At 65.9% G+C, this 24870-nt stretch carries 26 protein-coding genes; 16 read left to right on the forward strand and 10 right to left on the reverse strand.

The features are described from left to right. Positions 1-413: 413 nt before the first annotated feature. The 3 genes from chrA to ACEVQ6_RS10740 all read left to right on the forward strand — a co-directional run bounded on the left by chrA (position 414) and on the right by ACEVQ6_RS10740 (position 3543). A complete protein-coding gene (gene chrA, locus ACEVQ6_RS10730; RefSeq protein ID WP_374888973.1) occupies positions 414-1631 on the forward strand; it encodes a chromate efflux transporter in 1218 nt (405 codons plus the stop codon). 172 nt (positions 1632-1803) lie between these two features. After that, on the forward strand, positions 1804-2229 hold the full coding sequence (locus ACEVQ6_RS10735) for a DUF4864 domain-containing protein (RefSeq protein WP_374888974.1): 426 nt from the start codon (positions 1804-1806) through the stop codon (positions 2227-2229). Positions 2230-2475: 246 nt separating this feature from the next. Beyond that, positions 2476-3543, forward strand: coding sequence for a class I SAM-dependent methyltransferase (locus ACEVQ6_RS10740; protein WP_374888975.1), 1068 nt, complete (start codon positions 2476-2478; stop codon positions 3541-3543). Between the two features lie 108 nt (positions 3544-3651). Here ACEVQ6_RS10740 and tgt read toward each other — a convergent pair whose 3' ends face one another. From tgt to coaD, 6 genes are all read right to left on the reverse strand, one after another. Next, on the reverse strand, positions 3652-4782 hold the full coding sequence (gene tgt / locus ACEVQ6_RS10745; RefSeq protein WP_374888976.1) for a tRNA guanosine(34) transglycosylase Tgt: 1131 nt from the start codon (positions 4780-4782) through the stop codon (positions 3652-3654). Continuing rightward, entirely contained in the window at positions 4779-5864 is a 1086-nt protein-coding gene (gene queA / locus ACEVQ6_RS10750) for a tRNA preQ1(34) S-adenosylmethionine ribosyltransferase-isomerase QueA (RefSeq protein WP_374888977.1), read from the reverse strand. Before queA ends, tgt begins: the two co-directional genes overlap by 4 nt. Before the next feature lie 7 nt (positions 5865-5871). After that, the gene (locus ACEVQ6_RS10755; RefSeq protein WP_374888978.1) at positions 5872-6321 is read right to left on the reverse strand and encodes a DMT family transporter; all 450 of its coding nucleotides are present in this window, start codon (positions 6319-6321) and stop codon (positions 5872-5874) included. A gap of 74 nt (positions 6322-6395) precedes the next feature. After that, positions 6396-6911 carry a peptidylprolyl isomerase gene (locus ACEVQ6_RS10760; RefSeq protein WP_374888979.1) on the reverse strand — a complete coding sequence of 172 codons (516 nt, stop codon included), beginning with the start codon at positions 6909-6911 and terminating at the stop codon, positions 6396-6398. Positions 6912-6981: 70 nt separating this feature from the next. Next, complete coding sequence (locus ACEVQ6_RS10765) at positions 6982-7551, reverse strand: peptidylprolyl isomerase (RefSeq protein WP_374888980.1); 570 nt, start codon at positions 7549-7551, stop codon at positions 6982-6984. A 53-nt stretch (positions 7552-7604) separates the two neighbouring features. Continuing rightward, positions 7605-8099, reverse strand: a complete 495-nt coding sequence (gene coaD / locus ACEVQ6_RS10770; protein ID WP_374888981.1) for a pantetheine-phosphate adenylyltransferase — start codon at positions 8097-8099, stop codon at positions 7605-7607. Between the two features lie 254 nt (positions 8100-8353). Here coaD and ACEVQ6_RS10775 point away from each other — a divergent pair, with 254 nt between their 5' ends. Further along, positions 8354-8497 carry a hypothetical protein gene (locus tag ACEVQ6_RS10775; RefSeq protein ID WP_374888982.1) on the forward strand — a complete coding sequence of 48 codons (144 nt, stop codon included), beginning with the start codon at positions 8354-8356 and terminating at the stop codon, positions 8495-8497. After that, positions 8482-8619 carry a hypothetical protein gene (locus tag ACEVQ6_RS10780; RefSeq protein WP_374888983.1) on the forward strand — a complete coding sequence of 46 codons (138 nt, stop codon included), beginning with the start codon at positions 8482-8484 and terminating at the stop codon, positions 8617-8619. Before ACEVQ6_RS10775 ends, ACEVQ6_RS10780 begins: the two co-directional genes overlap by 16 nt. 132 nt (positions 8620-8751) lie before the next feature. Here ACEVQ6_RS10780 and gyrA read toward each other — a convergent pair whose 3' ends face one another. Next, entirely contained in the window at positions 8752-11511 is a 2760-nt protein-coding gene (gene gyrA, locus ACEVQ6_RS10785; RefSeq protein WP_374888984.1) for a DNA gyrase subunit A, read from the reverse strand. A gap of 278 nt (positions 11512-11789) precedes the next feature. Between gyrA and ACEVQ6_RS10790 the strand changes: the two genes are divergently transcribed. After that, positions 11790-12419 (forward strand): MarC family protein, encoded by a 630-nt coding sequence (locus ACEVQ6_RS10790; protein WP_374888985.1) that lies wholly within the window; start codon positions 11790-11792, stop codon positions 12417-12419. Positions 12420-12487: 68 nt separating this feature from the next. Here ACEVQ6_RS10790 and ACEVQ6_RS10795 read toward each other — a convergent pair whose 3' ends face one another. Further along, positions 12488-13381, reverse strand: a complete 894-nt coding sequence (locus ACEVQ6_RS10795) for a dihydrodipicolinate synthase family protein (RefSeq protein WP_374888986.1) — start codon at positions 13379-13381, stop codon at positions 12488-12490. Between the two features lie 99 nt (positions 13382-13480). Here ACEVQ6_RS10795 and ACEVQ6_RS10800 point away from each other — a divergent pair, with 99 nt between their 5' ends. Then, the gene (locus tag ACEVQ6_RS10800; protein ID WP_374888987.1) at positions 13481-14116 is read left to right on the forward strand and encodes a GntR family transcriptional regulator; all 636 of its coding nucleotides are present in this window, start codon (positions 13481-13483) and stop codon (positions 14114-14116) included. A gap of 31 nt (positions 14117-14147) precedes the next feature. Here the strand turns inward: ACEVQ6_RS10800 and ilvA are convergent, their stop codons facing one another. Then, positions 14148-15395: a threonine ammonia-lyase gene (gene ilvA / locus ACEVQ6_RS10805; protein WP_374888988.1), complete on the reverse strand. Its 1248-nt coding sequence runs from the start codon at positions 15393-15395 to the stop codon at positions 14148-14150. Between the two features lie 270 nt (positions 15396-15665). On the opposite strand from ilvA, the gene ACEVQ6_RS10810 reads away from it, so the two are divergent. Next, positions 15666-16235, forward strand: coding sequence for a hypothetical protein (locus tag ACEVQ6_RS10810; protein WP_374889194.1), 570 nt, complete (start codon positions 15666-15668; stop codon positions 16233-16235). 7 nt (positions 16236-16242) lie between these two features. After that, complete coding sequence (locus ACEVQ6_RS10815) at positions 16243-16941, forward strand: HAD family hydrolase (protein ID WP_374888989.1); 699 nt, start codon at positions 16243-16245, stop codon at positions 16939-16941. Here the strand turns inward: ACEVQ6_RS10815 and ACEVQ6_RS10820 are convergent. Next, positions 16938-17690 (reverse strand): competence/damage-inducible protein A, encoded by a 753-nt coding sequence (locus ACEVQ6_RS10820; protein WP_374888990.1) that lies wholly within the window; start codon positions 17688-17690, stop codon positions 16938-16940. The genes ACEVQ6_RS10815 and ACEVQ6_RS10820 overlap by 4 nt on opposite strands. 165 nt (positions 17691-17855) lie before the next feature. Between ACEVQ6_RS10820 and wrbA the strand changes: the two genes are divergently transcribed. The 7 genes from wrbA (at position 17856) to ACEVQ6_RS10855 (ending at position 24859) form a co-directional block, all read left to right on the forward strand. Next, a complete protein-coding gene (wrbA, locus tag ACEVQ6_RS10825; protein WP_374888991.1) occupies positions 17856-18455 on the forward strand; it encodes an NAD(P)H:quinone oxidoreductase type IV in 600 nt (199 codons plus the stop codon). Between the two features lie 184 nt (positions 18456-18639). Further along, positions 18640-20865: a phosphoribosylformylglycinamidine synthase subunit PurL gene (purL, locus tag ACEVQ6_RS10830; protein ID WP_374888992.1), complete on the forward strand. Its 2226-nt coding sequence runs from the start codon at positions 18640-18642 to the stop codon at positions 20863-20865. Between the two features lie 103 nt (positions 20866-20968). Beyond that, positions 20969-21202 (forward strand): BolA/IbaG family iron-sulfur metabolism protein, encoded by a 234-nt coding sequence (locus tag ACEVQ6_RS10835; protein WP_374888993.1) that lies wholly within the window; start codon positions 20969-20971, stop codon positions 21200-21202. Between the two features lie 6 nt (positions 21203-21208). Continuing rightward, complete coding sequence (locus tag ACEVQ6_RS10840; protein WP_374888994.1) at positions 21209-21454, forward strand: hypothetical protein; 246 nt, start codon at positions 21209-21211, stop codon at positions 21452-21454. A gap of 234 nt (positions 21455-21688) precedes the next feature. Then, the gene (grxD, locus tag ACEVQ6_RS10845) at positions 21689-22024 is read left to right on the forward strand and encodes a Grx4 family monothiol glutaredoxin (RefSeq protein ID WP_374888995.1); all 336 of its coding nucleotides are present in this window, start codon (positions 21689-21691) and stop codon (positions 22022-22024) included. A gap of 300 nt (positions 22025-22324) precedes the next feature. Next, on the forward strand, positions 22325-23548 hold the full coding sequence (locus ACEVQ6_RS10850) for a multidrug effflux MFS transporter (RefSeq protein WP_374888996.1): 1224 nt from the start codon (positions 22325-22327) through the stop codon (positions 23546-23548). A 36-nt stretch (positions 23549-23584) separates the two neighbouring features. Continuing rightward, positions 23585-24859 (forward strand): multidrug effflux MFS transporter, encoded by a 1275-nt coding sequence (locus ACEVQ6_RS10855; protein ID WP_374888997.1) that lies wholly within the window; start codon positions 23585-23587, stop codon positions 24857-24859. The last annotated feature ends 11 nt before the right edge of the window (positions 24860-24870 follow it).

Genomic DNA, 24870 nt, shown 5'->3' on the forward strand with positions numbered 1-24870 from the left:
AACGATCATGCCGGGCGCCGAAGGGCGCCCGGATACGTTCGGGAAAGTCTGCAACGCGCTGTGTCGCTGTGATGGGCATCATCAAGGGGCACTGCGCTGGAGAGCAGTGCGGGCGGCGACAGCCGGCAATGTCGTAGCAGGGCGCCGATGGTTTCGCGTCGATGTCATGGCAATGTGATCAAAGCTCTCTACGCCGGCAGCGCATGGTCTTTGACGGCCATCTGGATGTGTGACCCGTGCACCCGTCCCGTGCCGCAGGTGGCCCGGATTCTAGAGCATTTCCAGCCGAAGCGTGATCGCTTCGGCGCCGGAGAATGCCGCAAAAAGAACGACTTGGAGCATTGAAGGTGATCCCGTGATCACCGGAAATGCTCTAAGTCCCGCGATCAAAACCGGAAAAGAGGCCCGCACCGATGTCCTCCCCGCCTGTTCAGACCATCCGGCCAGAGGGGACGACGGGCGAGGTTTTTCGCGCGTTTCTCAAACTCGGCCTCACCTCCTTCGGCGGGCCGATCGCCCATCTCGGCTATTTTCGCGACGAACTGGTGACGCGGCGTCGATGGATCGACGACGCGGGCTATGCCGATCTCGTCGCGCTCTGCCAGTTTCTTCCCGGGCCTGCCTCCAGCCAGGTCGGCTTCGCCCTCGGCCTGCTTCGGGCCGGCCTTCCGGGTGCGCTGGCGGCCTGGTCGGCCTTCACCCTGCCCTCCGCGATGCTGCTGGTCCTTTTCGCCGCCGCCACCCGCCTTGCCGGCGGCCCGCTTCTGACGGGCGCTGTCCACGGGCTGAAGCTCGTCGCCGTCGCCGTCGTCGCCCAGGCGGTCTTCGGGATGGCGCGCAGCCTCGCCCCGGACCGGCAGCGCGCCGGCATCGCGCTCGGCGCCCTCCTCGCCGCCATCTTCATAAGCGGCGCGATCGGGCAATTGGGGGCGATCCTCGCGGGCGCGGCAGCCGGCCTCGTCCTCTGCCGCGACCAGGCCCATCTGCCGCGAGCCGTCGGCCCCACCTTTCCCCTGCCGAGGCGGGCGGGTGCGGCCTGCCTCGCGCTCTTCCTGGTTCTTCTCCTGGTGATGCCGGTGTTGACCGCGGTGACGGGCGCGCCCGCGCTTTCGCTTTTCGATGCCTTCTACCGTGCCGGCGCGCTCGTCTTCGGCGGCGGCCATGTCGTGCTGCCGCTTCTTGACGAGGCGATGGTCGGAAGCGGCCGGGTGACGGCCGAAGCCTTCGTTTCCGGCTACGGCGCGGCGCAGGCCGTCCCCGGTCCGCTTTTCACCTTCGCCGCCTATCTCGGCGCGGTCTCCGGAAGCGCGCCGAACGGCATCGCCGGCGCGGCCATTGCCCTTGTGGCGATCTTCCTTCCGGGTCTCCTGCTCGTTGCCGGCGCGCTGCCCTTCTGGAACCGCCTGCGGGACGGCCGCGCCACCCCGGCCGCGATGCGCGGGGCGAACGCCGCCGTCGTCGGCATCCTTGCCGCCGCCCTCTACGATCCGGTGTTCACGAGCGCGGTCGGCAGCACGGCGGATTTCGCCCTGGCTGCGACCGGTTTCGTGCTGCTCACCGCATGGGCGACCCCACCGTTTGTCGTCGTGCTCCTCGGCGTCGCTGGCGGGATCGCGATGACGCTTGCGTGACGACGCGGCAATTCCGGACCTTTCGAAAAGGGAGGATCCGGCCATGCGCGTTCCGCATGGGTGTCGAGCGCGGAAAGCGCCGCGCAAAAAGAGCCGATTCTCGGCAGAATCGGCTCTTTCCTCCGTGATTCGCCGCGCTATTCTCAAGGCTTGTCGCCCCGGAGACCGCGCCATGAACCGATATGCGAAGACCGTCGCCAGCCTCGCCCTGCTCTCCCTCGCCTTCTCGATCCCGGCATTCGCCGAGGAACCCGTCAATGCTGCCCGTGGCGTGATCCAGCGGCAGATCGAGGCCTTCCTCGCCGACGACGCCACGACCGCCTATTCCTTTGCCTCGCCGCAGATCCGCAGCCGCTTCCCGACCGAGGCGGCGTTCTTCGACATGGTGAAGCGCGGCTACACGCCGGTCTACAGGCCCGGCAACTTCGCCTTTGGCCGCGCGAAGGCCGAAGGGATCCAGGTGGTGCAGGAGGTGCTGATCTCCGCGCCGGACGGCACCGACTGGACGGCGCTCTATTTCCTCGTCCGCCAGGGCGACGGCAGCTACAAGATCAACGGGGTGCAGATGCTGAAATCGACGCCCGGGCCGCAGATCTGACCCGGAAAACCGGGTCAGTGAGCGATATCGGAAAGACGGGCCTCAGCGCGATTGACGGCCCCCATGCCACGCAATAGAGATGGAGCCTGCCTGGGCTTCTCCATCTGACTGCGAGGAATGCGCGTGACTCTGTCGCTGCAAAAAGTGTGTGACATCCACGATTTTTTTCATCCGGATATCGATGACATCATCCGCGGCGAATTGAAGTCGACGCCCTTCGGCTCCCGGCGGGCCTGGGAATTCGCAATGATCTACCGGGCCCTGTCGCAGAAGGGGATGCTGCGTCCCGACGCCCATGCGCTGGCGATGGGCGCGGGAACCGAAAAGCTGATCTACGCCATCGTGCCGCGTGTCGCCAAGACGATGGTCACGGATCTTTACCTGCCGGACAGCGGCTGGGTCGGCGTGCGCACGGAAAACCCGCGCGACCTCGTGCTGAAGAAGGCACCCTGGCCGATCGAGGACGCCAAGGTCGACGCGATGGCCATGGACATGCGCGACCTGAAGTTCCCCGACGAGAGCTACGACTTCTGCTGGTCGACCGGCTCCTTCGAGCATATCGGCACGGACGAGGACTTCCTGCGCCACTTCCGCGAGGTCGAACGGGTGCTGAAGCCCGGCGGCGTCTACGCCTTCACCACCGCCGTCACCTTCGGCGGCGTCACCGAGCCGATCCCGCACAATTACTATTTCGACCCGAACCATCTCGTCGACCTGATCCATGCCTCGCCGCTGCATGGCGAGCCAGTCTTCGACTGCACCGTGGTCGACCACCTCTTCAACCGCCCCCATCCCGAGCGCTTCCAGGATTACGGTTTCGCCTCGGGCAACAAGATCTCGAAGACGGTCGTTTCGTTCCGCCGCGGCATCATCCTGACCGCCAATGTCATGGTGCTGACCAAGGATCGTGGCCGCGAAAAGGTCCGGCCGCGCGTCGTCGGGCTGGAAAAGACCCGCCAGCGCCTGCGCGCCCATGCGGACTCCTACGTCAACGAGCTGTGGTCGTCCTACCAGTATCTCGACATGGGGATCGAGAAGAAGGACCTGACGGCACAGCCGCAGGTCTTCGGAAACGGCGCCGCGCTGGTCGACGTCATCCTGCCGCCGGGCTCGCCGACAAGCCTGACCTGGACGGTGAAGCAGCGGCCGATCTCGTCGGTCTACACCTGGGAATCGGCGGCGAGCGGCAAGATCACCCCGACCGCCTCGACCTTCACCTTCCCGACGCGGCGCGACTATCTCTACTCGATCAAGCTGACGGCCGCCGGCAGCGGCGATCTGAAGCGGATCGTCGTGAAGGCCAAGGCCGCCTGAAGGCGGCGCGAAAGGCGAAGGACCGGGCCGGCGCGTGACGCTGGCCCGGTCCCATCCATCAAGACGGTGCTGCGCAGCCCACCCGCCGGCATTATCGCGCGTGGTGCATCAGAGCGGCGCGAGATCGCCCCGGCGCCATTCCTCCAGCGTCTCTTCCATGAAGGCGGTGAAACGGCCTTGCGCGATCGCCGCGCGGATGCCCTTCATCAGGTCCTGGTAATAGGCGAGATTGTTCCAGCTGAGCAGCATGCCGCCCAGCGCCTCGTTGGAGCGGACGAGATGGTGCAGATAGGCGCGCGAATAATCCCGCGCCGCCGGGCAGTCCGAGGCCTCGTCGAGCGGCCGCAGGTCCTCGGCGTGGCGGGCATTGCGGATATTGACCCGGCCGCGCCTGGTGAAAGCGAGGCCATGCCGGCCCGAACGGGTCGGCATCACGCAGTCGAACATGTCGATGCCGCGCGCGACCGAGAGCAGGATATCCTCTGGCGTGCCGACGCCCATCAGGTAACGCGGCTTCTCGAAGGGAAGCGCCGGGCAGGTCGCTTCCAGCATCTCAAGCATCACGGCCTGCGGCTCGCCGACGGCGAGCCCGCCGATCGCATAGCCCTTGAGATCGAGCGCGGAGAGGGCGGCGGCGGAGCGCAGCCGCAGCGAGGGAATGTCGCCGCCCTGGACGATGCCGAACATCGCCTTGCCCGGCTGGTCGCCGAAGGCCGACTTGCAGCGTTCGGCCCAGCGTAGCGACAGTTCCATCGCCCGTTCGATCTCGCCCGCCGTGGTCGGCAGTGCCACGCATTCGTCGAGCTGCATCTGGATGTCGCTGCCGAGCAGCCCCTGGATCTCGATCGAGCGCTCCGGCGACATATGGTGCAGCGCCCCGTCGATATGCGACTTGAAGGTGACGCCCTCTTCGTCGAGCTTGCGCAGGCCCGAAAGCGACATCACCTGGAAACCGCCGGAATCGGTCAGGATCGGATGCGGCCAGCGGATAAGAGTGTGCAGGCCGCCGAGACGGGCGACCCGCTCCGGGCCCGGCCTCAGCATCAGGTGATAGGTATTGCCGAGGATGATGTCGGCGCCGAGAGCGCGCACCTGGTCGAGATACATCGCCTTGACCGTGCCGACCGTGCCGACGGGCATGAAGGCCGGTGTGCGGATCTCGCCGCGCGGCATGGACACGGTGCCGAGACGGGCATGGCCGTCCGTCGCCTTCAGGGTGAACTCAAACCTCTCGCTCATGCGTCCTTCCGGAAAAGCAGGCTGCTGTCGCCATAGGAATAGAACCGGTATCCGGAGGCGACGGCATGGGCATAGGCGCCCCGCATCGTCTCCAGTCCGGCAAAGGCCGAGACCAGCATGAACAGCGTCGATTTCGGCAGGTGGAAATTGGTCATCAGCAGATCGACGGCGCGAAAACGGTAGCCGGGCGTGATGAAGATGCCGGTCGGCCCGGCAAAGGGACGGATGGTGCCGTCGGCATCCGCAGCGCTTTCGAGGAGGCGCAGCGACGTCGTGCCGACGGAGACGATGCGCCCTCCCCGCGCCCTGACCGCGTTCAGCCGATCGGCGACCGCAGCGTCGACATGGCCGATCTCCTGGTGCATCACGTGATCGTCCGTATCGTCCGCCTTGACCGGCAGGAAGGTGCCTGCCCCGACATGCAGCGTGACGAAGTGTTTTTCAACGCCGATCGCGTCCAGCGCGGACAACAGCCGGTCGGTGAAATGCAGCCCGGCCGTCGGTGCCGCGACCGCGCCGTCCGCGCGGGCATAGACCGTCTGGTAGTCGACGCCGTCGCGCGCATCCTCCGGCCGTTTCGAGGCGATATAGGGCGGAAGCGGAATATGACCGACCTCGGCGATCGCGGCATCGAGCGCCGGCCCGGACAGATCGAAGACGAGCGTGATGTCGCCGGCCTCGCCTTTCGCCTCCACCGTCGCGTCGAGAGCGCCGGCAAGGCAGGCATTCGACTGATGGCCGAAACGGATGCGGTCGCCGACCTTGATCCGCTTGCCGGGGCGGGCGAAGGCCTGCCAGCGATCGGGCGCGACGCGCATGTGCAGCGTCGCGGAGATCATGAGACCGCCCGCTCCTTCGCGATGGCGCTCGCCGTGGAGCTGGGCCGGGATCACCCGCGTGTCGTTGAACACCATGGCGTCGCCGGGCCGCAGGAACGACGGCAGGTCGAGCACGCCGCGGTCCTCGAGGGCGACCGGCGCGCCGGGCCGGACGACGAGCAGACGCGCGCTGTCGCGCGGCGCAGCCGGCCGCAGCGCGATCGCGTTTTCCGGGAGATCGAAATCGAAGAGATCGACACGCATCGTGCGATCACAGCAGCCGGATCATCACCGCGCCGGTGACGAGCAGCAGCGCGCCCGCGAGCCGACCGAGCGAGATCTCGTGCAGCGGCACGCCGAGAAAGCCGATCTGGTCGATGATGAGGCCGGCGAGAAGCTGGCCGGTCACGGCGAAGGCCATGACGGCGGCCGCGCCGATCCTCGGCGTCAGAAGGATCGCGGTCGTCACATAGACCGTGCCGAGCAGGCCGCCGGCGACATAGAGCCAGGGTGCCGGCGCGCGCCAGTCCGGCATGCGGCCCTCGACCTTCGCCATGACCAGCGTCGCGGTGGCGAGAAGCACCGCGCCGGCGACGAAGGAGACACCGGCCGCGGCGAAGGGCATGCCGAGGCCGCGGCCGAGCTGGGCGTTGATCGGCGCCTGGATGGCGATGCAGGCTCCGGCCGCCACCGCCAGCAATCCCCACAAGAACGCTGCCATCGTCACACCTCCGAAAAAACGAAAACCGCCCCCGCGACGATCTCACGGGGGCGGCGATCTCGGACCTGTCTCTATCAGGCCGTGATGTCAGCGGCAACCTTGGCCGAGACGATCACGTCGGGATCCTTGACCGGCTCGCCGCGCTTGATCTGGTCGATATTGTCCATGCCCTCGATCACCTGACCCCAGACCGTGTACTGGCGGTTGAGCCAGGGCGCATCGGTGAAGCAGATGAAGAACTGCGAGTTCGCCGAGTTCGGCATCTGGCTGCGCGCCATCGAGCAGGTGCCGCGCACATGGCTGACGTTGGAGAATTCCGCCTTCAGGTCCGGCTTGTCGGAGCCGCCCATGCCGGCGCGGGCGGGATTGAAGTCCTTGCCGCCGGTCTTGCCGAACTTGACGTCGCCCGTCTGGGCCATGAAGTCCTCGATGACGCGATGGAAGACGACACCGTCATAGGCCCCTTCCCGCGCCAGTTCCTTGATGCGGCTGACGTGGCCCGGCGCCAGGTTCGGCATGAGCTCGATCACGACCTTGCCCTTGGTGGTTTCGAGCACCAGCGTGTTTTCCGGATCCTTGATCTCGGCCATGGTCTTCTCCTTGTCTTGGACGTCCTGCCTCGAACGTCGTGGATGGGTTTCCGCTGAGAACCGGAAACGGTTACTTGCCGACCTTGACGCTGATCATGCGGTCGGGGTCGCTGACCTCGCCGTTCCCGCCCGAGCCGCGCTTGATCTTGTCGACATTCTCCATGCCCTCGACCACTTCGCCGACCACCGTGTACTGGCCGTTGAGGAAGTCGCCGGGCGCGAACATGATGAAGAACTGCGAGTTCGCCGAGTTCGGATCCTGCGAGCGCGCCATGCCGACGGTGCCGCGGGCAAAGGGCACGTCGGAGAACTCGGCGGGGATATCGGGCTTGGTCGAGCCGCCCATGCCCGCCATCGACGGCTGGTAGCCGTTTTCGAGATCGCCATACTGCACGTCGCCGGTCTGGGCCATGAAACCGTCGATGACGCGATGGAAGGCGACATTGTCGTATTCGCCGGCCTTGGCGAGCGCCTCGATCTGGGCGACATGCTTCGGCGCGATGTCGGGGCGCAGCCTGATCACCACCGGCCCGTCCTTGAGCTGGATCGTGAGGAACTGGTCGGCGGCCCGGGCCGGCAGGCCCGAAAGCAGCGCGGCGGCGAGAACGGCGCCTGCAAGGGCCCGGCGTGTCATGGTCATCGGATCACTCTCCCTAAGGACGATCGACGCGGCGATCGGTTTTATCTGTCCTGTCACGGACGCTGCCTGGCCGCAAGCGCTGCCAGCACCGGTGGCGGGACGAAGGCACGGACGTCTCCGCCCATGGCCGCGATCTGGCGGACCAATGTGGCGGTAATGGGCCGGGATGCGGGCGCGGCCGGAAGGAACACCGTCTGGATGTCGGGGGCCATCTGTCGGTTCATTCCGGCCATCTGCATCTCGTAGTCGAGATCCGTGCCGTCGCGCAGGCCCCGGATCAGGAGCGTTGCGCCTTCGGCACGCGCGGCGTCGACGGCGAGGCCGGCAAAGGCCGTCACCGTCAGACGGGCGGCCCCTTCGGGAAAGGCTTGCGCGACGGAAGCGCGGATCAGTCCGGCCCGCTCCTCGAAAGAGAAGAGCGGCGCCTTGCCGGGATGGACGCCGATCGCGACCACGACCCGCGCGGCCACCGCGAGCGCCTGGCCGAGAATGTCGAGATGACCGTTGGTCATCGGGTCGAAGGACCCGGGATAGAATGCCGTCGTCATCACGCCCTGCCCCGTTTGCGACGCCTTTTGTCACGGACGGCGCGCAACCGCAAGGGAGCACTCCGGAATGCGCCTGTTTCCCAGGGAACATCGGCCGGGCGCGCAACGGCATAAAGCTGAAACACGGATCTGGGAGAGATCGCAGCAAAGGCGGGCCGAAATCGCGGACGAGGCCGCCCAACGCACAACAACGCGGCGCCGGGAACTTTTTTTGTGCCGCATCGTTCTTTCGCTACACGACAAGGATCAAGACGATGGCCCTGACAGTACTTTCGATCACGATGTTCTTCAGCCTGCTCTTCGCCACCGTCAAGGCGCTGCGCGCCGAGCAGCTCGAAGATGCCAACAAAGACGTCTTCAAGACCGGCAGGGAGGTTTACGCATGGCCGCGGCAATGATGATCGCATCGTCGATCATCTGCATCGTGTTCCTCGTCGACTTCACCAAGATGATCTTCGAACTGCAGAACGACCGCAACGCACAGCGTCGCAACTCCGTGGACGGCGGCTTCAACGTCTGAGGCGGCGCGGAGCGGACCACAGAAATCTTCCACGCGGCTCATCTCCTCCTCCAGTCGCTGCATGGAACGTCGGCCGGACAGGTTCCCCTCCCTGTCCGGCCGTTTTTTTTCGCAAAGAATGACATGCGCGGCTCAGTCGGCGGCGGCAGTGCCGCCATCGGGCGCGACATCACCGACATCGTCCTCCCCGTCCGGTTCGTTGATGCGCTCGACCGACACCACCTTTTCGTCCCTGGCGGTTGAAAAGATCGTGACGCCCTTCGTGGCGCGGCTTGCCAGGCGAATGCCGCCGACCGGAACCCGGATGAGCTGCCCGCCGTCCGACACCAGCATGATCTGGTCCTTGTCCTCCACGGGGAAGGCCGCGACGAGTTCGCCGATTTCGGCCGTCTTCGATGTGTCGGTGGCGCGAATGCCCTTGCCGCCGCGCCCCGAGGTGCGGAAATCATAGGTCGAAGAGCGCTTGCCGAAGCCCTTTTCCGAGACGGTCAGCACGAATTCCTCGCGCGCCTTCAGTTCCTCGTAGCGCGCATCGTCGAGCTGGCCCTCTTCGGCCACCTCTTCCCCGATAAGGGTGATGTCCTCCTCCTCGCCGGTCGCGACCCGCCGCTCGGCGGCCGCGCGCTTGAGATAGGCGGCGCGTTCCCAGGGCTCGGCATCGACATGGCCGACGATGGTCATCGAGATGATGCGATCGCCCTCGCCGAGCGAGATGCCGCGCACGCCGATGGAATTGCGCCCGGCAAAGACACGCACATCGTCGACGGGGAAGCGGATGCACTGGCCGAGCGCCGTGGTCAGAAGCACATCGTCACGCTCGGTGCAGGTCTCGACGGAGAGGATCTCGTCGCCGTCCTCCTCGAGCTTCATCGCGATCTTGCCGTTGCGGTTGACCTGGACGAAGTCGGAGAGCTTGTTGCGCCGGACCGTGCCGCGCGTCGTCGAGAACATCACGTCGAGGTTTTCCCAGCTCGTCTCGTCCTCGGGCAGCGGCATGATCGTGGTGATGCGTTCGCCGTTTTCCAGCGGCAGCAGGTTGATCAGCGCCTTGCCGCGCGACTGCGGCGTGCCGATCGGCAGGCGCCAGACCTTTTCCTTGTAGACGATGCCGCGCGAGGAGAAGAACAGCACCGGCGTGTGGGTGTTGGAGACGAAAAGCCGGGTAACGAAATCCTCGTCGCGCGTCGCCATGCCGGATCGGCCCTTGCCGCCTCGCCTTTGCGCCCGGTAGGTGGCGAGCGGCACGCGCTTGATGTAGCCGAGATGGGAGACGGTGACGACCATGTCCTCGCGGGCGATGAGGTCCTCGTCCTCCATGTCCGGCCCGCCCTCGACGATCTCGGAGCGGCGCGGCGTGCCGAACTCGTCGCGGATCGCGGCAAGCTCTTCCTTGACGATCGTCATGATGCGCAGGCGCGAGGAGAGAATATCGAGGTAATCGGCGATCTCCAGGCCGATCGTGTTCAGTTCGTCGCCGATCTCGTCGCGGCCGAGCGCGGTCAGCCGGGCAAGGCGCAGCTCCAGGATGGCGCGGGCCTGCTCTTCGGAAAGATTGTAGGTGCCGTCCTCGTTGATCCGGTGGCGCGGATCGTCGATCAGCAGGATCAGGCTTTCGACGTCCACCGCCGGCCAGCGCCGCGTCATCAGTTCCTCGCGCGCCGACTGCGGATCGGGCGCGGTGCGGATGACGCGGATCACCTCGTCGATGTTGGCGACGGCGATGGCGAGGCCGACCAGCACATGCGCCCGCTCGCGCGCCTTGCGCAGAAGATATTTCGTTCTCCGGCTAACAACCTCCTCGCGGAAGGCGACGAAGGCGCGCAGCATGTCGAGGAGCGCCAGCTGTTCCGGCTTGCCGCCGTTGAGCGCCACCATGTTGCAGCCGAACGAGGTCTGCAGCGGCGTGTAGCGGTAGAGCTGGTTGAGGATCACCTCGGCATTGGCATCGCGTTTCAGCTCGATGACGACGCGGTAGCCCTGCCGGTCGCTTTCGTCGCGCAGGTCCGAGATGCCCTCGATACGCTTCTCGCGCACGAGTTCCGCCATCTTCTCGATCATCGACGCCTTGTTGACCTGGTAGGGAACCTCGGTGACGATGATCTGCTCGCGGTCGCCGCGCATCGGCTCGATATGGGCCCGGCCGCGCATGATCACCGAGCCGCGGCCGGTTTCGTAGGCCGAGCGGATGCCGGCGCGGCCGAGGATCAGCGCGCCGGTCGGGAAATCGGGACCCGGAATGATCTGCATCAGTTCCGGCAGCTCGATCGCCGGATTGTCGATCAGCGCGATGCAGCCGTCGATCACCTCGGCGAGGTTGTGCGGCGGAATGTTCGTCGCCATGCCGACGGCGATGCCGCCCGCGCCGTTGACGAGAAGGTTCGGGAATTTCGCCGGCAGGACCTTCGGCTCCGTGTCGGAGCCGTCATAGTTCTCCTGGAAATCGACCGTGTCCTTGTCGATGTCCTCCATGATCTCGTGGGCGGCCTTGGTCAGGCGCGCCTCGGTGTAGCGCATCGCCGCCGGCGGATCGCCGTCGATCGAACCGAAATTGCCCTGGCCGTCGACGAGCGGCACGCGCATCGACCAGTCCTGCGCCATGCGCACGAGGGCATCGTAGATCGAGGCATCGCCATGGGGATGGTACTTACCCATCACGTCGGAGACGGGACGGGCCGACTTCACGTATTTCCGGTTCCAGTGATAGCCGCTTTCGTGGCTCGCATAGAGGATGCGCCGATGGACCGGCTTCAACCCGTCGCGCACATCCGGCAGCGCGCGGCTGACGATGACGCTCATCGCGTAATCGAGATAGGAACGCTGCATTTCCTCGACGATCGAAATCGGTTCGATGCCGGGTGTCTTGCCGCCGCCGGTCGTGGATTGGTCAGTCAAGGTCTGTCACGATCTCTGTTCGGAATCATTGAAGGACGGGTATAGCCGAAGGGCACGGCAATCGCCAATTTCAGCCGACGGTTTTAAACAGTTTTGCCCGGTTTGAGAACGGTTTGCGGCGCTTTTCCGGTCTTTTGCTTCGTCTTTGCCGCCCGTGACCCGGTTTTTCAAGGGATGGCGCGCCTCGGATGCCTTGGCAAGCCGGGCCGGGGCATGGCTAAATCGGGGAAATGCCGAAACCCAGGGTCGAAACCCCGCGCCAAAGGACGACATGCCGCATGTTCAATCCCGATCTGCTGATCAATGCGCTGACGACGATCCTGGTCACCATCGATCCGCCCGGCCTCGCGCCGATCTTCCTCAGCCTCACCGTCGGCATGACGCGCGAACAGCGCCGGCAGGTGGCGGCGCGCGGCACGCTGATCGCCTTCGGCATCCTCGCCGCCTTCGCGCTGTTCGGCGACAGCATCCTCGGCCTGCTCGGCATCTCGATCGGCGCGTTCCGCATCGCCGGCGGCCTGCTCCTGTTCTGGATCGCCTTCGAGATGATCTTCGAGAAACGCAACGAGAGGAAGGAGAAGACCGGCGAGACGGCGATCTCGATCGACCATCTGCACAATATCGCGGTGTTTCCGCTGGCCCTGCCGCTGATCGCCGGGCCGGGGGCGATCTCGGCGACGATCCTGCTCGCCGGCGCCTTTCCGACCCCGGTCGAACGGGTGGAACTGATCGCCGTCATCGCCGGCTGCTTCGCGCTGCTCTATGCCGCGCTGATCATCGCCGAGCGGCTCGACCGCTTCCTCGGCGTGACGGGCCGCGCGATCCTCACCCGGCTTCTCGGTGTCATCCTGGCGGCCCTTGCCGTGCAGTTCGTCGTCGACGGCGTCAAGGCCGTGTTCCTCAGCTGAGGCAAATGCGGAAAGGCCCGGCTCGCCTCTCGCCAGCCGGGCCTTTTTCCGGGGGTCGCACCGGGACGTCAGAGAACGGGAAGCTCCGGGCGCTGCGCCAGCGCCGCCTCGATGATGGCGGCGACGCGGGCGCGCTCGGCGCCCGACAGCGCCAGGCGCGGCGCGCGGACGCGGTCGTTGCTGTCGATGGCGAAGACCTCGGCGAGCTTGATGTTCTGGACGAGATTGGTCGACACGTCGAGATCGAGCAACGGGCGGAACCAGCGATAGATCGCCCGCGCCTCGTCGAGCCGGCCGGCCTGGACGAGCTTCCAGATCGCCACCGTCTCCTTCGGGAAGGCGACGACGAGGCCAGCGACCCAGCCATGGGCGCCCATCAGCAGGCTTTCGAGCGCCAGATTGTCGACGCCGGTGAAGCAGTCGAAACGCGCGCCGAACCGGGTCAGCACGTCGGTGACGCGGCGGATGTCGTCGGTCGATTCCTTCATCGCGACGACGAGGTCGTTCTTCGCCAGTTCATCGAACATCGAGAGCGTGACGTCGACGCCGTAGGCGATCGGGTTGTTGTAGACCATGACCGGCAGCCCCGCGGCGGCGGCCACGGCACCGATATGGCCGAGCGTTTCGGCCGGCGCGGACTTGTAGGGCACGCCGGGCAGGATCATCAGCCCGTCGGCGCCCGCCTTCGCCGCGGCCCGGGCGGCATTTCCGGCACGGCGCGTCGCGCTTTCGCAGACCGTCATCAGCACGGGCTTGCCGCCGGACACGGATCTCGCGATCGACAGGACCTCCAGCTTCTCCTCCGGCTCCAGCGCCATGTTCTCGCCGAGCGAGCCGCAGACGATCATGCCGTCGACGCCCGCCTCGAACTGCAGGGCGAAGCAGCGCTCCATCTCGGCCCTGTCAAGCGCCCCGTCCTCGGTGAATTTCGTCGTCACTGCCGGAAACACGCCACGCCACATGTTGACCTCCATCGGTTCTGATATATCACAATGGATGCCATGACTTTCCTCGCCTGTCAAGGTGTGATATATCAGCTTTCTCGTCAATCGGATGCCACCATGTCGTCGGACTCCCAGGCCCACCTCGCCTATCTCGCGCTCGAGCAGCACATCGTGACCCTGAAGCTCGCGCCGGGCGCCCTGGTGACGGAAAAGCAGCTGATCGACCTGACCGGCCAGGGACGCACGCCGGTGCGCGAGGCGATCCAGAAGCTCGCCTGGGAGGGGCTGATCGCCGTTCGGCCGCGTGTCGGGCTGCAGATCGCCGCGATCGGTCCCGCCGACCACGCCCATATCATGGCGACCCGCGCGGTCCTGGAGCCGATGGCGGCGGGGCTCGTCGCCACCCATGCCACGGAGGACGCGCGCGAGCGGATGATCGGGCTGGCGCAGGAGATGACGGCCGCCTCGATCCGCAGCGACCGCGAAGGCTTCCTCGTCGCCGACAAGGCCTTCGACGAGGCGCTCGACGCCGCCTGCCCCAACCGCTTCCTGATGACGGCGCTGCAGCCGCTGCAAAGCCATGCGCGCCGCCTCTGGTTCGCCGGCGCGGAACCCGGCCGCATGGACGGATCGGTGATGATGCATGTGCGGGTGATCCGCGCCATCCACCGGGGCGATGCCGCCGCCGCGACAGGCGAGATGGCGGCGCTGATGCGCTACCTGGCCGAGGAGCCGCGCCGCCCGTCACCCTGACGCGCGATGACCAGGACTGATATACCAATCCTCAGATGACGAGGTTAGACAGGATATCGTTGTAGGTGATGTCCTGATAGGTCAGGTTCGCGGCATCGAAGGCATCCTTGAGCCGGCGAAAATTCTCCGGCCGCACCGTCTCGATGCCGATCAGCACCGAGCCGAAATTGCGCGCCGATTTCTTCAGATATTCGAAGCGGGCGATGTCGTCCTCCTCGCCGAGCATGGCGAGGAAATCCTTGAGCGCGCCGGGACGCTGCGCCATCCGGACGATGAAGTATTTCTTCAGCCCGGCATGGCGCATGGCGCGTTCCTTGACGTCGGGCAAGCGCTCGAAATCGAAATTGCCGCCGGAGACGACGGCGACGATCGTCTTGCCCTCGACCGCGTCGGGCGCAAGCGCGTCGAGCGCGGTGATCGCGAGCGCGCCGGCCGGTTCCAGCACGATGCCCTCGACGTTCAGCATGTGGATGATCGTGACGCAGATGGCGTTTTCCGGCACGACGATCACCTGGCCGGCGGCAAAGCGCCGGAGGGCTTCGAAATTGAGGTCGCCGATGCGCGCGACCGCAGCGCCGTCGACGAAATTGTCGACGCTGTCGAGCGTGACGACGCGCCCCTCCTCAAGGCTCGCGCGCAGGCTCGGCGCGCCGAGCGGCTCGCAGAAGCGGAACGCCTCCGGCGGCAGCACGCCGTCGAGATAGGCGGTCATACCGGCCGAAAGCCCGCCGCCACCGACGGGCATCAGCACGAGGTCGGGCGTTTCGCCGTCCGGCAGCTGCGCGACGATCTCGGCCGCCACCGTTCCCTGCCCCTCGATCACGTCCGGATCGTCGAAGGGCGGCACCATGAGCGCGCCGCTCGTCTCGGCATGGTCGCGCGCGGCCCGGTAGCAGACGTCGAAGAAATCGCCGACGAGCCGGATGGTGATGAAATCGCCGCCGAAGGCTCTGGTCTTGTCGATCTTCTGCTGCGGCGTCGTCACCGGCATGAACACGACGCCCTCGACGCCGAAATGGCGGCAGACGAAGGCAAAACCCTGCGCGTGGTTTCCGGCGGAAGCGCAGACGAAACGGCTGGGCGCGCCCTCGGTCGCGAGGATCTTGCGGAAAAAATTGAACGCGCCGCGGATCTTGTAGGAGCGCACCGGCGAGAGATCCTCGCGCTTCAGGTGGATGCGCGCACCGTAGCGGGCCGAAAGATGCTCGCTGAACTGCAGCGGCGTCGGTGGAAAGAGCGCGCGCAGTGCGTCCGCCGCGGTGTCGATGGCCTGTTTCATCGGACGCTCCCTTCGCCGTTTGCGTGATCGAACGCCTATCGCATATCGCCGCGGCGGATACCAGTTTGTATTTGTCCGTACATGTCGTTTGACGCACTGCGAGACGACGGCGCCCGCCCGAATTTGGTTTGCGTCGATGGCCTTGACTCCCCTCCGCCAAATGCACAAGCTCCGTCCCGCGATCCGGCGTATGGGGTGGACGAGATGGCGAGACGGGGCTGGATGATCGGAAACAGGAGCCTGGGCGCGATCCGCGCCACCGTCCTTGCCATGGGTCTGGCGACAGGGTTTGCCGTAACCGGCCTCTGCCTTCCGGCGAAGGCCGGCAGCCTCGTCGATGCGGCGAGCAAGGCCGAGAGCCTCGCCGCGTCGGGCGACGCGCTCGGCGCCCGCGACGTCATGCGCCAGGCGCTCAGCGATTTTTCCCAGTCTCTGCCCTTCGTCATCGGCAAGGCCGTGTTCGTTACCGCCCCGCCTGCCGGCTATGCGATGTATGCCCCGAAGGACAAGCCCGAATTCAAGGCGGGCGAGCCGCTCGTCTCCTATGTCGAGCCTTCCGGCCTGACCTGGAAGCCGTCGGCGACCGACGGCAAGATCGAAACGCACTTCACCGTCGATTTCGACATTCTCAATCCCGGCGGCGATATCCTCGCCAGCCAGAAATCCTTTGGCGACTTCACCTTCACCGGCTATGTCCGCAATCTCGAGATCTATTCGACGCTGACGATCGACGTCACCGGCGCGCCGGCCGGCGACTATGTGCTGCGCTTCCATTTCAACGACGTCAACGGCAACCGCAGCGCCAGCGTCGACCAGCCCTTCAAGATCGTCGGCCCCTGATCCGGCGATGGCGCTGACGACGATCGCCTTCGATGCCGACGACACGCTGTGGCAGAACGAGCAGTTCTACCGCTTTACCCAGGCGCGCTTCGCCGAATTGCTCGCGCCTTACGCCGAGGCCGCCGATCTCGATGCGCGGCTGCTCGCCGCCGAGCGGCGCAATCTCGGGCTCTACGGCTTCGGCATCAAGGGTTTTACCTTGTCGATGATCGAGACGGCGCTGGAGGTGACGGAAGGCAAAGCACCGGGCGCGGTCGTCTCCGGCATTCTCGCCGCCGGCCGCGAGATGCTTGCCCATCCGGTCGAAACCCTTCCCGGCGTGCGCGAGACGCTGGAGGCGCTGGCGCCGCGCTACCGGCTGCTGATGATCACCAAGGGCGATCTCTTCGACCAGGAGCGCAAGCTCGCGGCTTCCGGCCTCGGCGACCTCTTCGCCGCGGTCGAGATCGTCAGCGACAAGACGGTCGCCACCTATGAGCGTATCTTCGCCCGCCATGGCGACGGGGCCGGGCGTGCGCTGATGGTCGGCAACTCCCTGAAGTCCGACATCCTGCCCGCGATCGCGGCGGGCAGCTTCGGCGTCTACGTTCCGCATGACCTGACCTGGGTGCACGAGCATGCGGAAAAGCCGGCTAATCATCCACGCTTTCGCGAGCTGGATACCATCGACGGGCTTCTCAGGCTTTTGGATACAATCGAATCTTAGGCGGATCTCGTCGCCGCGATTGTATCCAGCATTGCGCGCACCGCGTTTTCCGCCGCGTCGAGCGTGCCCGCATCACGGGCGCGGATGACGATGTCGGTGGAAAAATTCCGGCCGACGAATTTCGGATAGGAGCCGATGCTTGTCTCGGGATGCGCCTTCTGCACCTCAGCCAGTGGTCCGCCGATATCCCCTTCCCCGAAGGGCGAGAGCACGGAGCGGGACTGGACCGGCGTGCCGGTCTGCAACTGCGGGATCAGCGCGTCGACCATCGCCTGGAACACCTGCGGCACGCCCGCCATCACATGGACATTGCCGATGATGAAGCCGGGCGCCGTCGAGACGGCGTTCGGAATGTGGCGCGCGCCTTGCGGCATCCGCGCCATGCGCTGGCGCGCCTCGGTGAAGTCCAGCCCGCGCCGCTCGTACATGGCGCCGAGAAGCGCCATCGCCTCGTCGTCATGGATGCAGGCGACGCCGAAGGCGCGCGACACGGCGTCGGCCGTGATGTCGTCATGGGTCGGCCCGATCCCGCCCGAGGTGAAGACATAGGTGTAGCGCGCCCGCAGCGCATTCAGCGCCGCGACGATCTCCTCCTCGTCATCCGGCACGATGCGCACCTCCTTCAGGTCGATGCCGACAAGCGTCAGCACCTGCGCCAGATGGCCGATGTTCTTGTCCTTCGTCCGGCCGGAGAGGAGTTCGTCGCCGATGGCGAGAATGGCGGCCGTGACGATCGTCGCGTCTGTCATGGGGCAATCCTGTTGGATAAGGTCGTTCAATATCTGCTCGTCACTGTCAACGAAAACTGAACGCTCTGTCGATGATGAAGGTTCTGGCTCTGGGGTCTCAAACTGTTAAGTCCTACGTCTATCGGCAGGCAAGTGGATTTGCCGGCGACACGAAGGAGACGAACGATGGCGAAGGTACTGGTTCTCTACTATTCGGCCTACGGGCATATCGAGACGATGGCGAAGGCCGTCGCGGAAGGCGTCACCTCCGCCGGTGGCGACGTCACCATCAAGCGCGTCCCGGAGCTGGTCTCCGAGGAGGTCGCCAAGGCGTCCTACTACAAGCTCGACCAGGAAGCCCCGATCGCCTCGCCCTCCGAACTCGACCAGTATGACGCGATCATCTTCGGCGCCGGCACCCGCTATGGCACGGTCGCCTCGCAGATGCGCAACTTCATCGACCAGACCGGCGGCCTCTGGGCCAAGGGCGCCCTAGTCGGAAAGGTCGGCTCGGTGTTCACCTCGTCCGCCACCCAGCACGGCGGCCAGGAAACGACGATCCTCGGCTTCATCCCGACGCTCCTGCATCACGGCATGGTCGTCGTCGGCCTTCCCTACGCCTTCCAGGGCCAGATGGGCCTCGAGGAAGTCAAGGGCGGCTCACCCTATGGCGCCTCGACGATCACCGGCGGCGACGGTTCGCGCCAGCCCTCCGAGATCGAGCTCGAGGCCGCCCGCTACCAGGGCGCCCATGTGACGAAGATCGCCGCCAAGCTGTTCGGCTGATCCACGCCATGGGTCCGGCCCCTCGAGGGCCGGATTCTCCTGCTGAAAACCGCGATCCGGCAGCGGCCGCGCCGATTTTCCTGTCGCGCCTAGCCGGATCATCGGCTAAAGACGGCCGGACGAAAGAGCTCTGCGGGCCGGTGCCGAAGGCATGTCCGGTCCGACGCCAACCGGACGGCTGCCGATGACGATTTCCAATACCCGCCCCATCACCCCCGAGCTGATCGCCGCGCACGGGCTGAAGCCCGATGAATACGAGCGTATCCTCGGCCTGATCGGCCGCGAGCCGACCTTCACCGAACTCGGCATCTTCTCGGCGATGTGGAACGAGCACTGCTCGTACAAATCCTCGAAGAAATGGCTGAAGACGCTGCCGACCACGGGCGATGTCGTCATCCAGGGCCCCGGCGAGAATGCCGGCGTCGTCGACATCGGCGACGGCGACTGCGTCGTCTTCAAGATGGAAAGCCACAACCACCCCTCCTTCATCGAGCCCTATCAGGGCGCGGCGACCGGCGTCGGCGGCATCCTACGCGACGTCTTCACCATGGGCGCCCGGCCGATCGCCGCGATGAACGCGCTGCGCTTTGGCGCGCCGGACCATCCGAAGACCCGCCATCTCGTCTCCGGCGTCGTCGCCGGCGTCGGCGGCTACGGCAATTCCTTCGGCGTGCCGACGGTCGGCGGCGAGGTCGAATTCGACGCCCGCTACAACGGCAACATCCTCGTCAACGCCTTTGCCGCCGGCCTCGCCAGGACCGACGCGATCTTCTACTCGAAGGCGGAAGGCGTCGGCCTGCCCGTCGTCTATCTCGGCGCCAAGACCGGCCGCGACGGCGTCGGCGGCGCGACCATGGCGTCCGCCGAATTCGACGAGACCATCGAGGAGAAGCGCCCGACCGTTCAGGTCGGCGATCCCTTCACCGAAAAATGCCTGCTCGAAGCCTGCCTCGAACTGATGCAGACCGGCGCGGTCATCGCCATCCAGGACATGGGAGCTGCCGGCCTCACCTGCTCGGCCGTCGAGATGGGCGCCAAGGGCGACCTCGGCATCGAGCTCGATCTCGACACCGTCCCGGTGCGCGAGGAGCGCATGACGGCCTACGAGATGATGCTGTCGGAAAGCCAGGAGCGCATGCTCATGGTCTTGAAGCCGGAGAAGGAAGAGGAAGCCAAGGCGATCTTCGTCAAATGGGGCCTCGACTTCGCCATCGTCGGCAAGACGACCGACGACCTGCGCTTCCGTATCCTGCACCAGGGCGAGGAAGTCGCCAACCTGCCGATCAAGGAACTCGGCGACGAGGCGCCGGAATACGACCGGCCCTGGACCCCGGCGAAGACCCCCTCGCCGCTTGGCCCCAGCGACATTCCGCAGGCGGATATTGCCGATGCGCTGCTCGCGCTTGTCGGTTCGGCGAACGAATCCTCCCGCCGCTGGGTCTTCGAGCAATATGACACGCTGATCCAGGGCAATTCGTTGCAGCTTCCGGGCGGCGATGCCGGCGTCGTGCGCGTCGAGGGTCATGAGACCAAGGCGCTCGCCTTCTCCTCCGACGTCACGCCGCGCTATGTCGAGGCCGATCCCTTCGAGGGCGGCAAGCAGGCGGTGGCCGAATGCTGGCGCAACATCACCGCGACGGGTGCCCTGCCGCTCGCCGCCACCGACAACCTCAATTTCGGCAATCCGGAAAAGCCGGAAATCATGAGCCAGCTCGTCCATGCCATCAAGGGCATCGGCGAGGCCTGCCGGGCGCTCGATTTCCCGATCGTCTCGGGCAATGTCTCGCTTTACAACGAGACCCACGGCCAGGCGATCCTGCCGACCCCGACGATCGCCGGCGTCGGCCTGCTTTCGGACTGGTCGGCGATGGCGCGCATCCGCTTCGCGGCGGAAGGCGAGGCGATCCTGCTCGCCGGGGCGCCCGGAAGCTGGGGCACCCATCTCGGCCAGTCGATCTATCTGCGCGACCTGCATGGCCGCAGCGACGGCGCGCCGCCGCCGGTCGATCTGGCGCATGAGAAGACGGTCGGCGATTTCGTCCGCGGGCTCATCCGCAAGGGGATCGCCACCGCCGTCCACGATCTCTCCTCCGGCGGCCTGGCGCTCGGCCTTGCCGAAATGGCGATGGCGTCCGGCATCGGCGCGACGGTCAACCAGCTGAACGACGTCGATCCGATCCCGGTCTTCTTCGGCGAGGACCAGGGCCGCTACCTCGTGACGGTCAGCGAGGACGATCTCGACGCGGTCTTCGAGGCCGCCCGGGACGTGGGCATCTTCTGCCCGTGGATCGGGCGGACCGGCGGCGATGCGGTGGTGCTCGGCGAAGCGCGCCCGGTCCCGGTCGCGGCGCTGAAGGAAGCGCATGAGGGCTGGTTCCCCGCCTTCATGGACGGCGGCAAAGCGGCGTGAGATTTGACCGGCGCCGCGGCGATTGCGCGCGGCGCCGGATTGACCTTGGCCCCGCTTCGCCCCTATCCTTGCTGAAAAAGCAACGGAATCGGAGACCAGTGCCGTGGCCATGCATGCGCGCGATATCGAAAAGCTGATCAAGGATGGCATTCCCGGCGCGCAGGTGACGATCCGCGACCTCGCCGGCGACGGCGACCACTATGCGGCGGAAGTCGTGGCGGAAGCCTTTCGCGGCAAGAGCCGTGTCCAGCAGCACAAGATGGTCTACGATGCGCTGCAGGGCAATATGGGCGGCGTGCTTCACGCCCTGGCGCTTCAGACCTCCGCGCCGGAGTAAACCGCCATGGCCGACCTGATGAAGGAACTGGTGACCGGCATCGTCGACAACGTGCTGAAGGAAATCCTCAAGAAGGCAGGCGCGAAGACCGTCACCAAGCGCAAGAAGCGCAAGACCCGCTCGTCCCCGGCGCGCTCGGCCACGACGGGCCGCTTCACCCGCGCCAAGCCCGCGCGCGCGAAGGCGGCGGCGAAAAAACAGGTCAGCCGCCGCCGCACCGCTGCGGCGCGCAGCCGTTCGAAGCGGGCCTGACCGCGGCAGCGACCGATCGGCCACGGCCGGGTTTTATTGTGGCCCATCATTAAATTTCGTGGTGTTTCGCTGGTGAAAATCAGCGCGATGCATGTTATCTATCGTCGCAGGAAGGGCGGTGCATCGGCCGGCCCGACGCTGCTTCGATATCATGATCAATTCCTTGCACGCCCTCAGGGTCGGCAAGGTTCGGACGGACCCGGTCCTTGAAACCGGAGAGAAAGGCCAAGTGCAATGAGCGGTATCAGCGATTTCATCGCCAACGAAGTCCAGTCGAACGACGTCGTGCTTTTCATGAAGGGCACGCCGCAGTTCCCGCAATGCGGGTTTTCCGGCAAGGTCGCGCAGATCCTCGACTATGTCGGCGTCAGCTACAAGGGCATCAACGTGCTCGCCGATGCGGACCTGCGTCAGGGCATCAAGGATTTCTCCAGCTGGCCGACCATTCCGCAGCTCTATGTCAAGGGCGAATTCGTCGGCGGTTGTGACATCGTGACGGAAATGTTCCAGGCGGGCGAGCTTCAGGCGCTTTTCGAGGAACAGGGGATTTCGGTCAAGGGCGCCGCCTGAGCGGACGCCCGATACGACCGTCGGGCGCCCATCGCGGCACCCGCCCGTCTTCCACCACGAGAGCGGACAAAGGCGGCAGGGTCCGCCTTTTCCGGTTTGCGCTTTCCATGAAGTCTTTCTAAAATTCCGGCCCGCGTTTCGCGCGCCCGCTTTGTCCGCGCCGCCTCAAGGCGACCGGACGCCCCGTGCGCCGCACGGCATCCATCTCCCACACCGGCATCCGTGCCGACCGATATTTCACGAGCCCGGCGCCGCGCCGGTGTCACTTCGGCGTTTCGCGACGCCGGTCAGGACAAAGTCATGCATGCCCCCGCCCCGGCACCGGCCGGGATTCCCGGCCTGTCGAAGACGGCCTTCGTCTCGCTGATGGCCATGCTGATGGCGATCAACGCCATCTCGATCGACATCATGCTGCCGGGACTGCAGGAAATCGGCGCCAGCCTCGGCGTCGCCGACGAGAATCAGCGCCAGCTGGTCCTGTCGAGCTACATGCTCGGCACCGGCGTCACCCAGCTCTTCTTCGGCCCCCTGTCGGATCGTTTCGGCCGCAAGGGCGCGCTGCTCGGTGGCCTGTTCGTCTATACGGCCTGCGCCTTCGCCATCGCCTTCGTGCCCACCTTCTCCGCGCTGCTGATCCTGCGCTTCGTGCAGGGCGCGGGTGCGGCCGCGACCCGCGTCGTCACCGTTTCCATCGTCCGCGACGTCTATGGCGGGCGGCAGATGGCCGAGATCATGTCGCTGGTCTTCATGGTGTTCATGCTCGTGCCGGTGATCGCGCCGAGCATCGGCCAGTTGATCATGCTGTTCGGCGAGTGGCACCTGATCTTCCTCGTCGTCGCCGCCTTCGGCCTCTTCGTCGCCGCGAACGTCTTCTTTCGCCTGCCGGAAACGCTGAAGCCCGAGAACCGCCGCGATTTCACCTTCCGCGTCATCGCCGACGGCTTCCGCATCGTGCTGACCAACCGCATGGCGCTGTTCTATTCGCTGGCGACCTCGGTCCTCTTCGGGTCGCTGTTCGGCTTCGTCAATTCCTCGCAGCAGGTCTTCGACGGCGTTTACGGCCTCGGCGTCTGGTTCCCGCTCGCCTTTGCCGCCTTTGCCGGGACGATGGCGCTCGCTTCCTTCGTCAATTCCCGCCTCGTCAAGCGTTTCGGCATGCGCCACCTGTCGCAGACGGCGCTGCTCGGCTTCACCGTGTCGAGCTTCCTCTGGATGGTCGCGTCGCTGTCCGGCTTCCTGCCGCTCTGGCTGTTCGCCATCCTCTATGGCGCGACGATCTTCCAGTTCGGCCTGATCGTCTCGAACTTCAATGCGATGGCGATGGAGCCGCTCGGCCATGTCGCCGGCACCGCCTCCTCCGTCCTCGGCTTCACCCAGACGATCCTCGGCGCCGTCATCGGCGCCTCGATCGGCCAGGCCTTCGACGGGACGGTGACGCCGCTGGCCGTCAGCTTCTTCGCCATCGCCCTGGTCGCCATCCTGTTGGTGCTGGTCGCCGAAGGCGGGCGGCTGTTCCGCACCTGACTTTTCAAAGAATCACAGACACTCGAAAGCACCTCCATGTCCGCTCAACCGACCTCCACGCCGAATGGTGCCGCCCGCATTGGCATGGGCATCGGCGAATTCATCGTCACCATCGCCCTGATGACGGCGAGCATCGCACTCGCCATCGACATCATGCTGCCGGCCCTGCCCCGCATCGGCGAGGCGCTCGCCGTCGAGAACATGAACGACACGCAGCTGATCATCGGTGTGTTCTTCCTCGGCTTCGGCTGTTCGCAGATCCTGTTCGGCTCGATTTCCGATGCGTTCGGCCGCCGCCGCGTGCTGCTCGGCGGGCTTGCCTTCTTCACCGTCACCACCTTTGCCGCCGCCTGGACGACGAGCTTCGAGATGCTGCTGGTGCTGCGCTTCCTGCAAGGCGTCGGAGGTGCTGCGGTGCGCATCACCACGATGGCGGTCGTGCGCGACTGCTTCGGCGGCCGCGACATGGCGCGCGTCATGTCCTATGTGATGATCGTCTTCATGCTGGTGCCGATCATCGCGCCCTCGGCCGGACAGGCGATCGTCGCGGTTGCGCCCTGGTACTGGATTTTCATCGCGCTCGGTGTCGCGGGCGCGGTGCTCTTTGCCTGGGCCTCGACGCGCATGGCCGAATCGCTGCCGCGGGAGGAGCGCATTCCGCTCTCCTTCGCCGCCGTCGGCCAGGGTTTCGCGGCGGTGCTGACCAACCGCATCACCTGCGGCTACATGATCGGCCTGACCTTGTTCACGGCGGTGATCTGCGCCTATGTCGTCAGCGTGCCGCAGATCTTCGGCGAGGTCTACGGCCTCGGCGACTGGCTGCCGCTCGCCTTCGCCGGGACGGCGGGCGGCATCGCGGTGGCGAATTTCGCCAACGGCGCCTTCGTCCGCCGCTTCGGCATGCGGCGCATCTCCCATGTCGGCATGATCCTGTTCACGCTGGTCGCCGCGCTCGGCTTCGCGGTCGCGCTCGCCGGCAAGCCCTCTTTCGTGTTCACCTATGCCGCTTTTACCGCGCTTTTGATGATGTTCGCGGTGATCGCGACCAACTTCACCGCGATCAGCCTCGAACCGATGGGCCATATCGCCGGAACCGCGACGGCAGTCACCGGCTTCGTCTCGACGACGGGCGGCGCGCTGATCGGCGGCGCGGTCGGGCAGATGTTCGACGGAACCGTGGTGCCGCTCTTCGGTGGCTATGCGCTCTTCGGCCTGCTGTCGATCGCCTCGACGCTCTGGGCTGAGGGCGGCAAGCTCTTCACCCATCCGGGCGATGCGCCCACCGCGGAGATCGCCGGCGGCCATTTCTGAGGCGCATGTGA

The organism is Ensifer soli (assembly GCF_041928815.1).
GTDB lineage: Bacteria > Pseudomonadota > Alphaproteobacteria > Rhizobiales > Rhizobiaceae > JBHFEI01.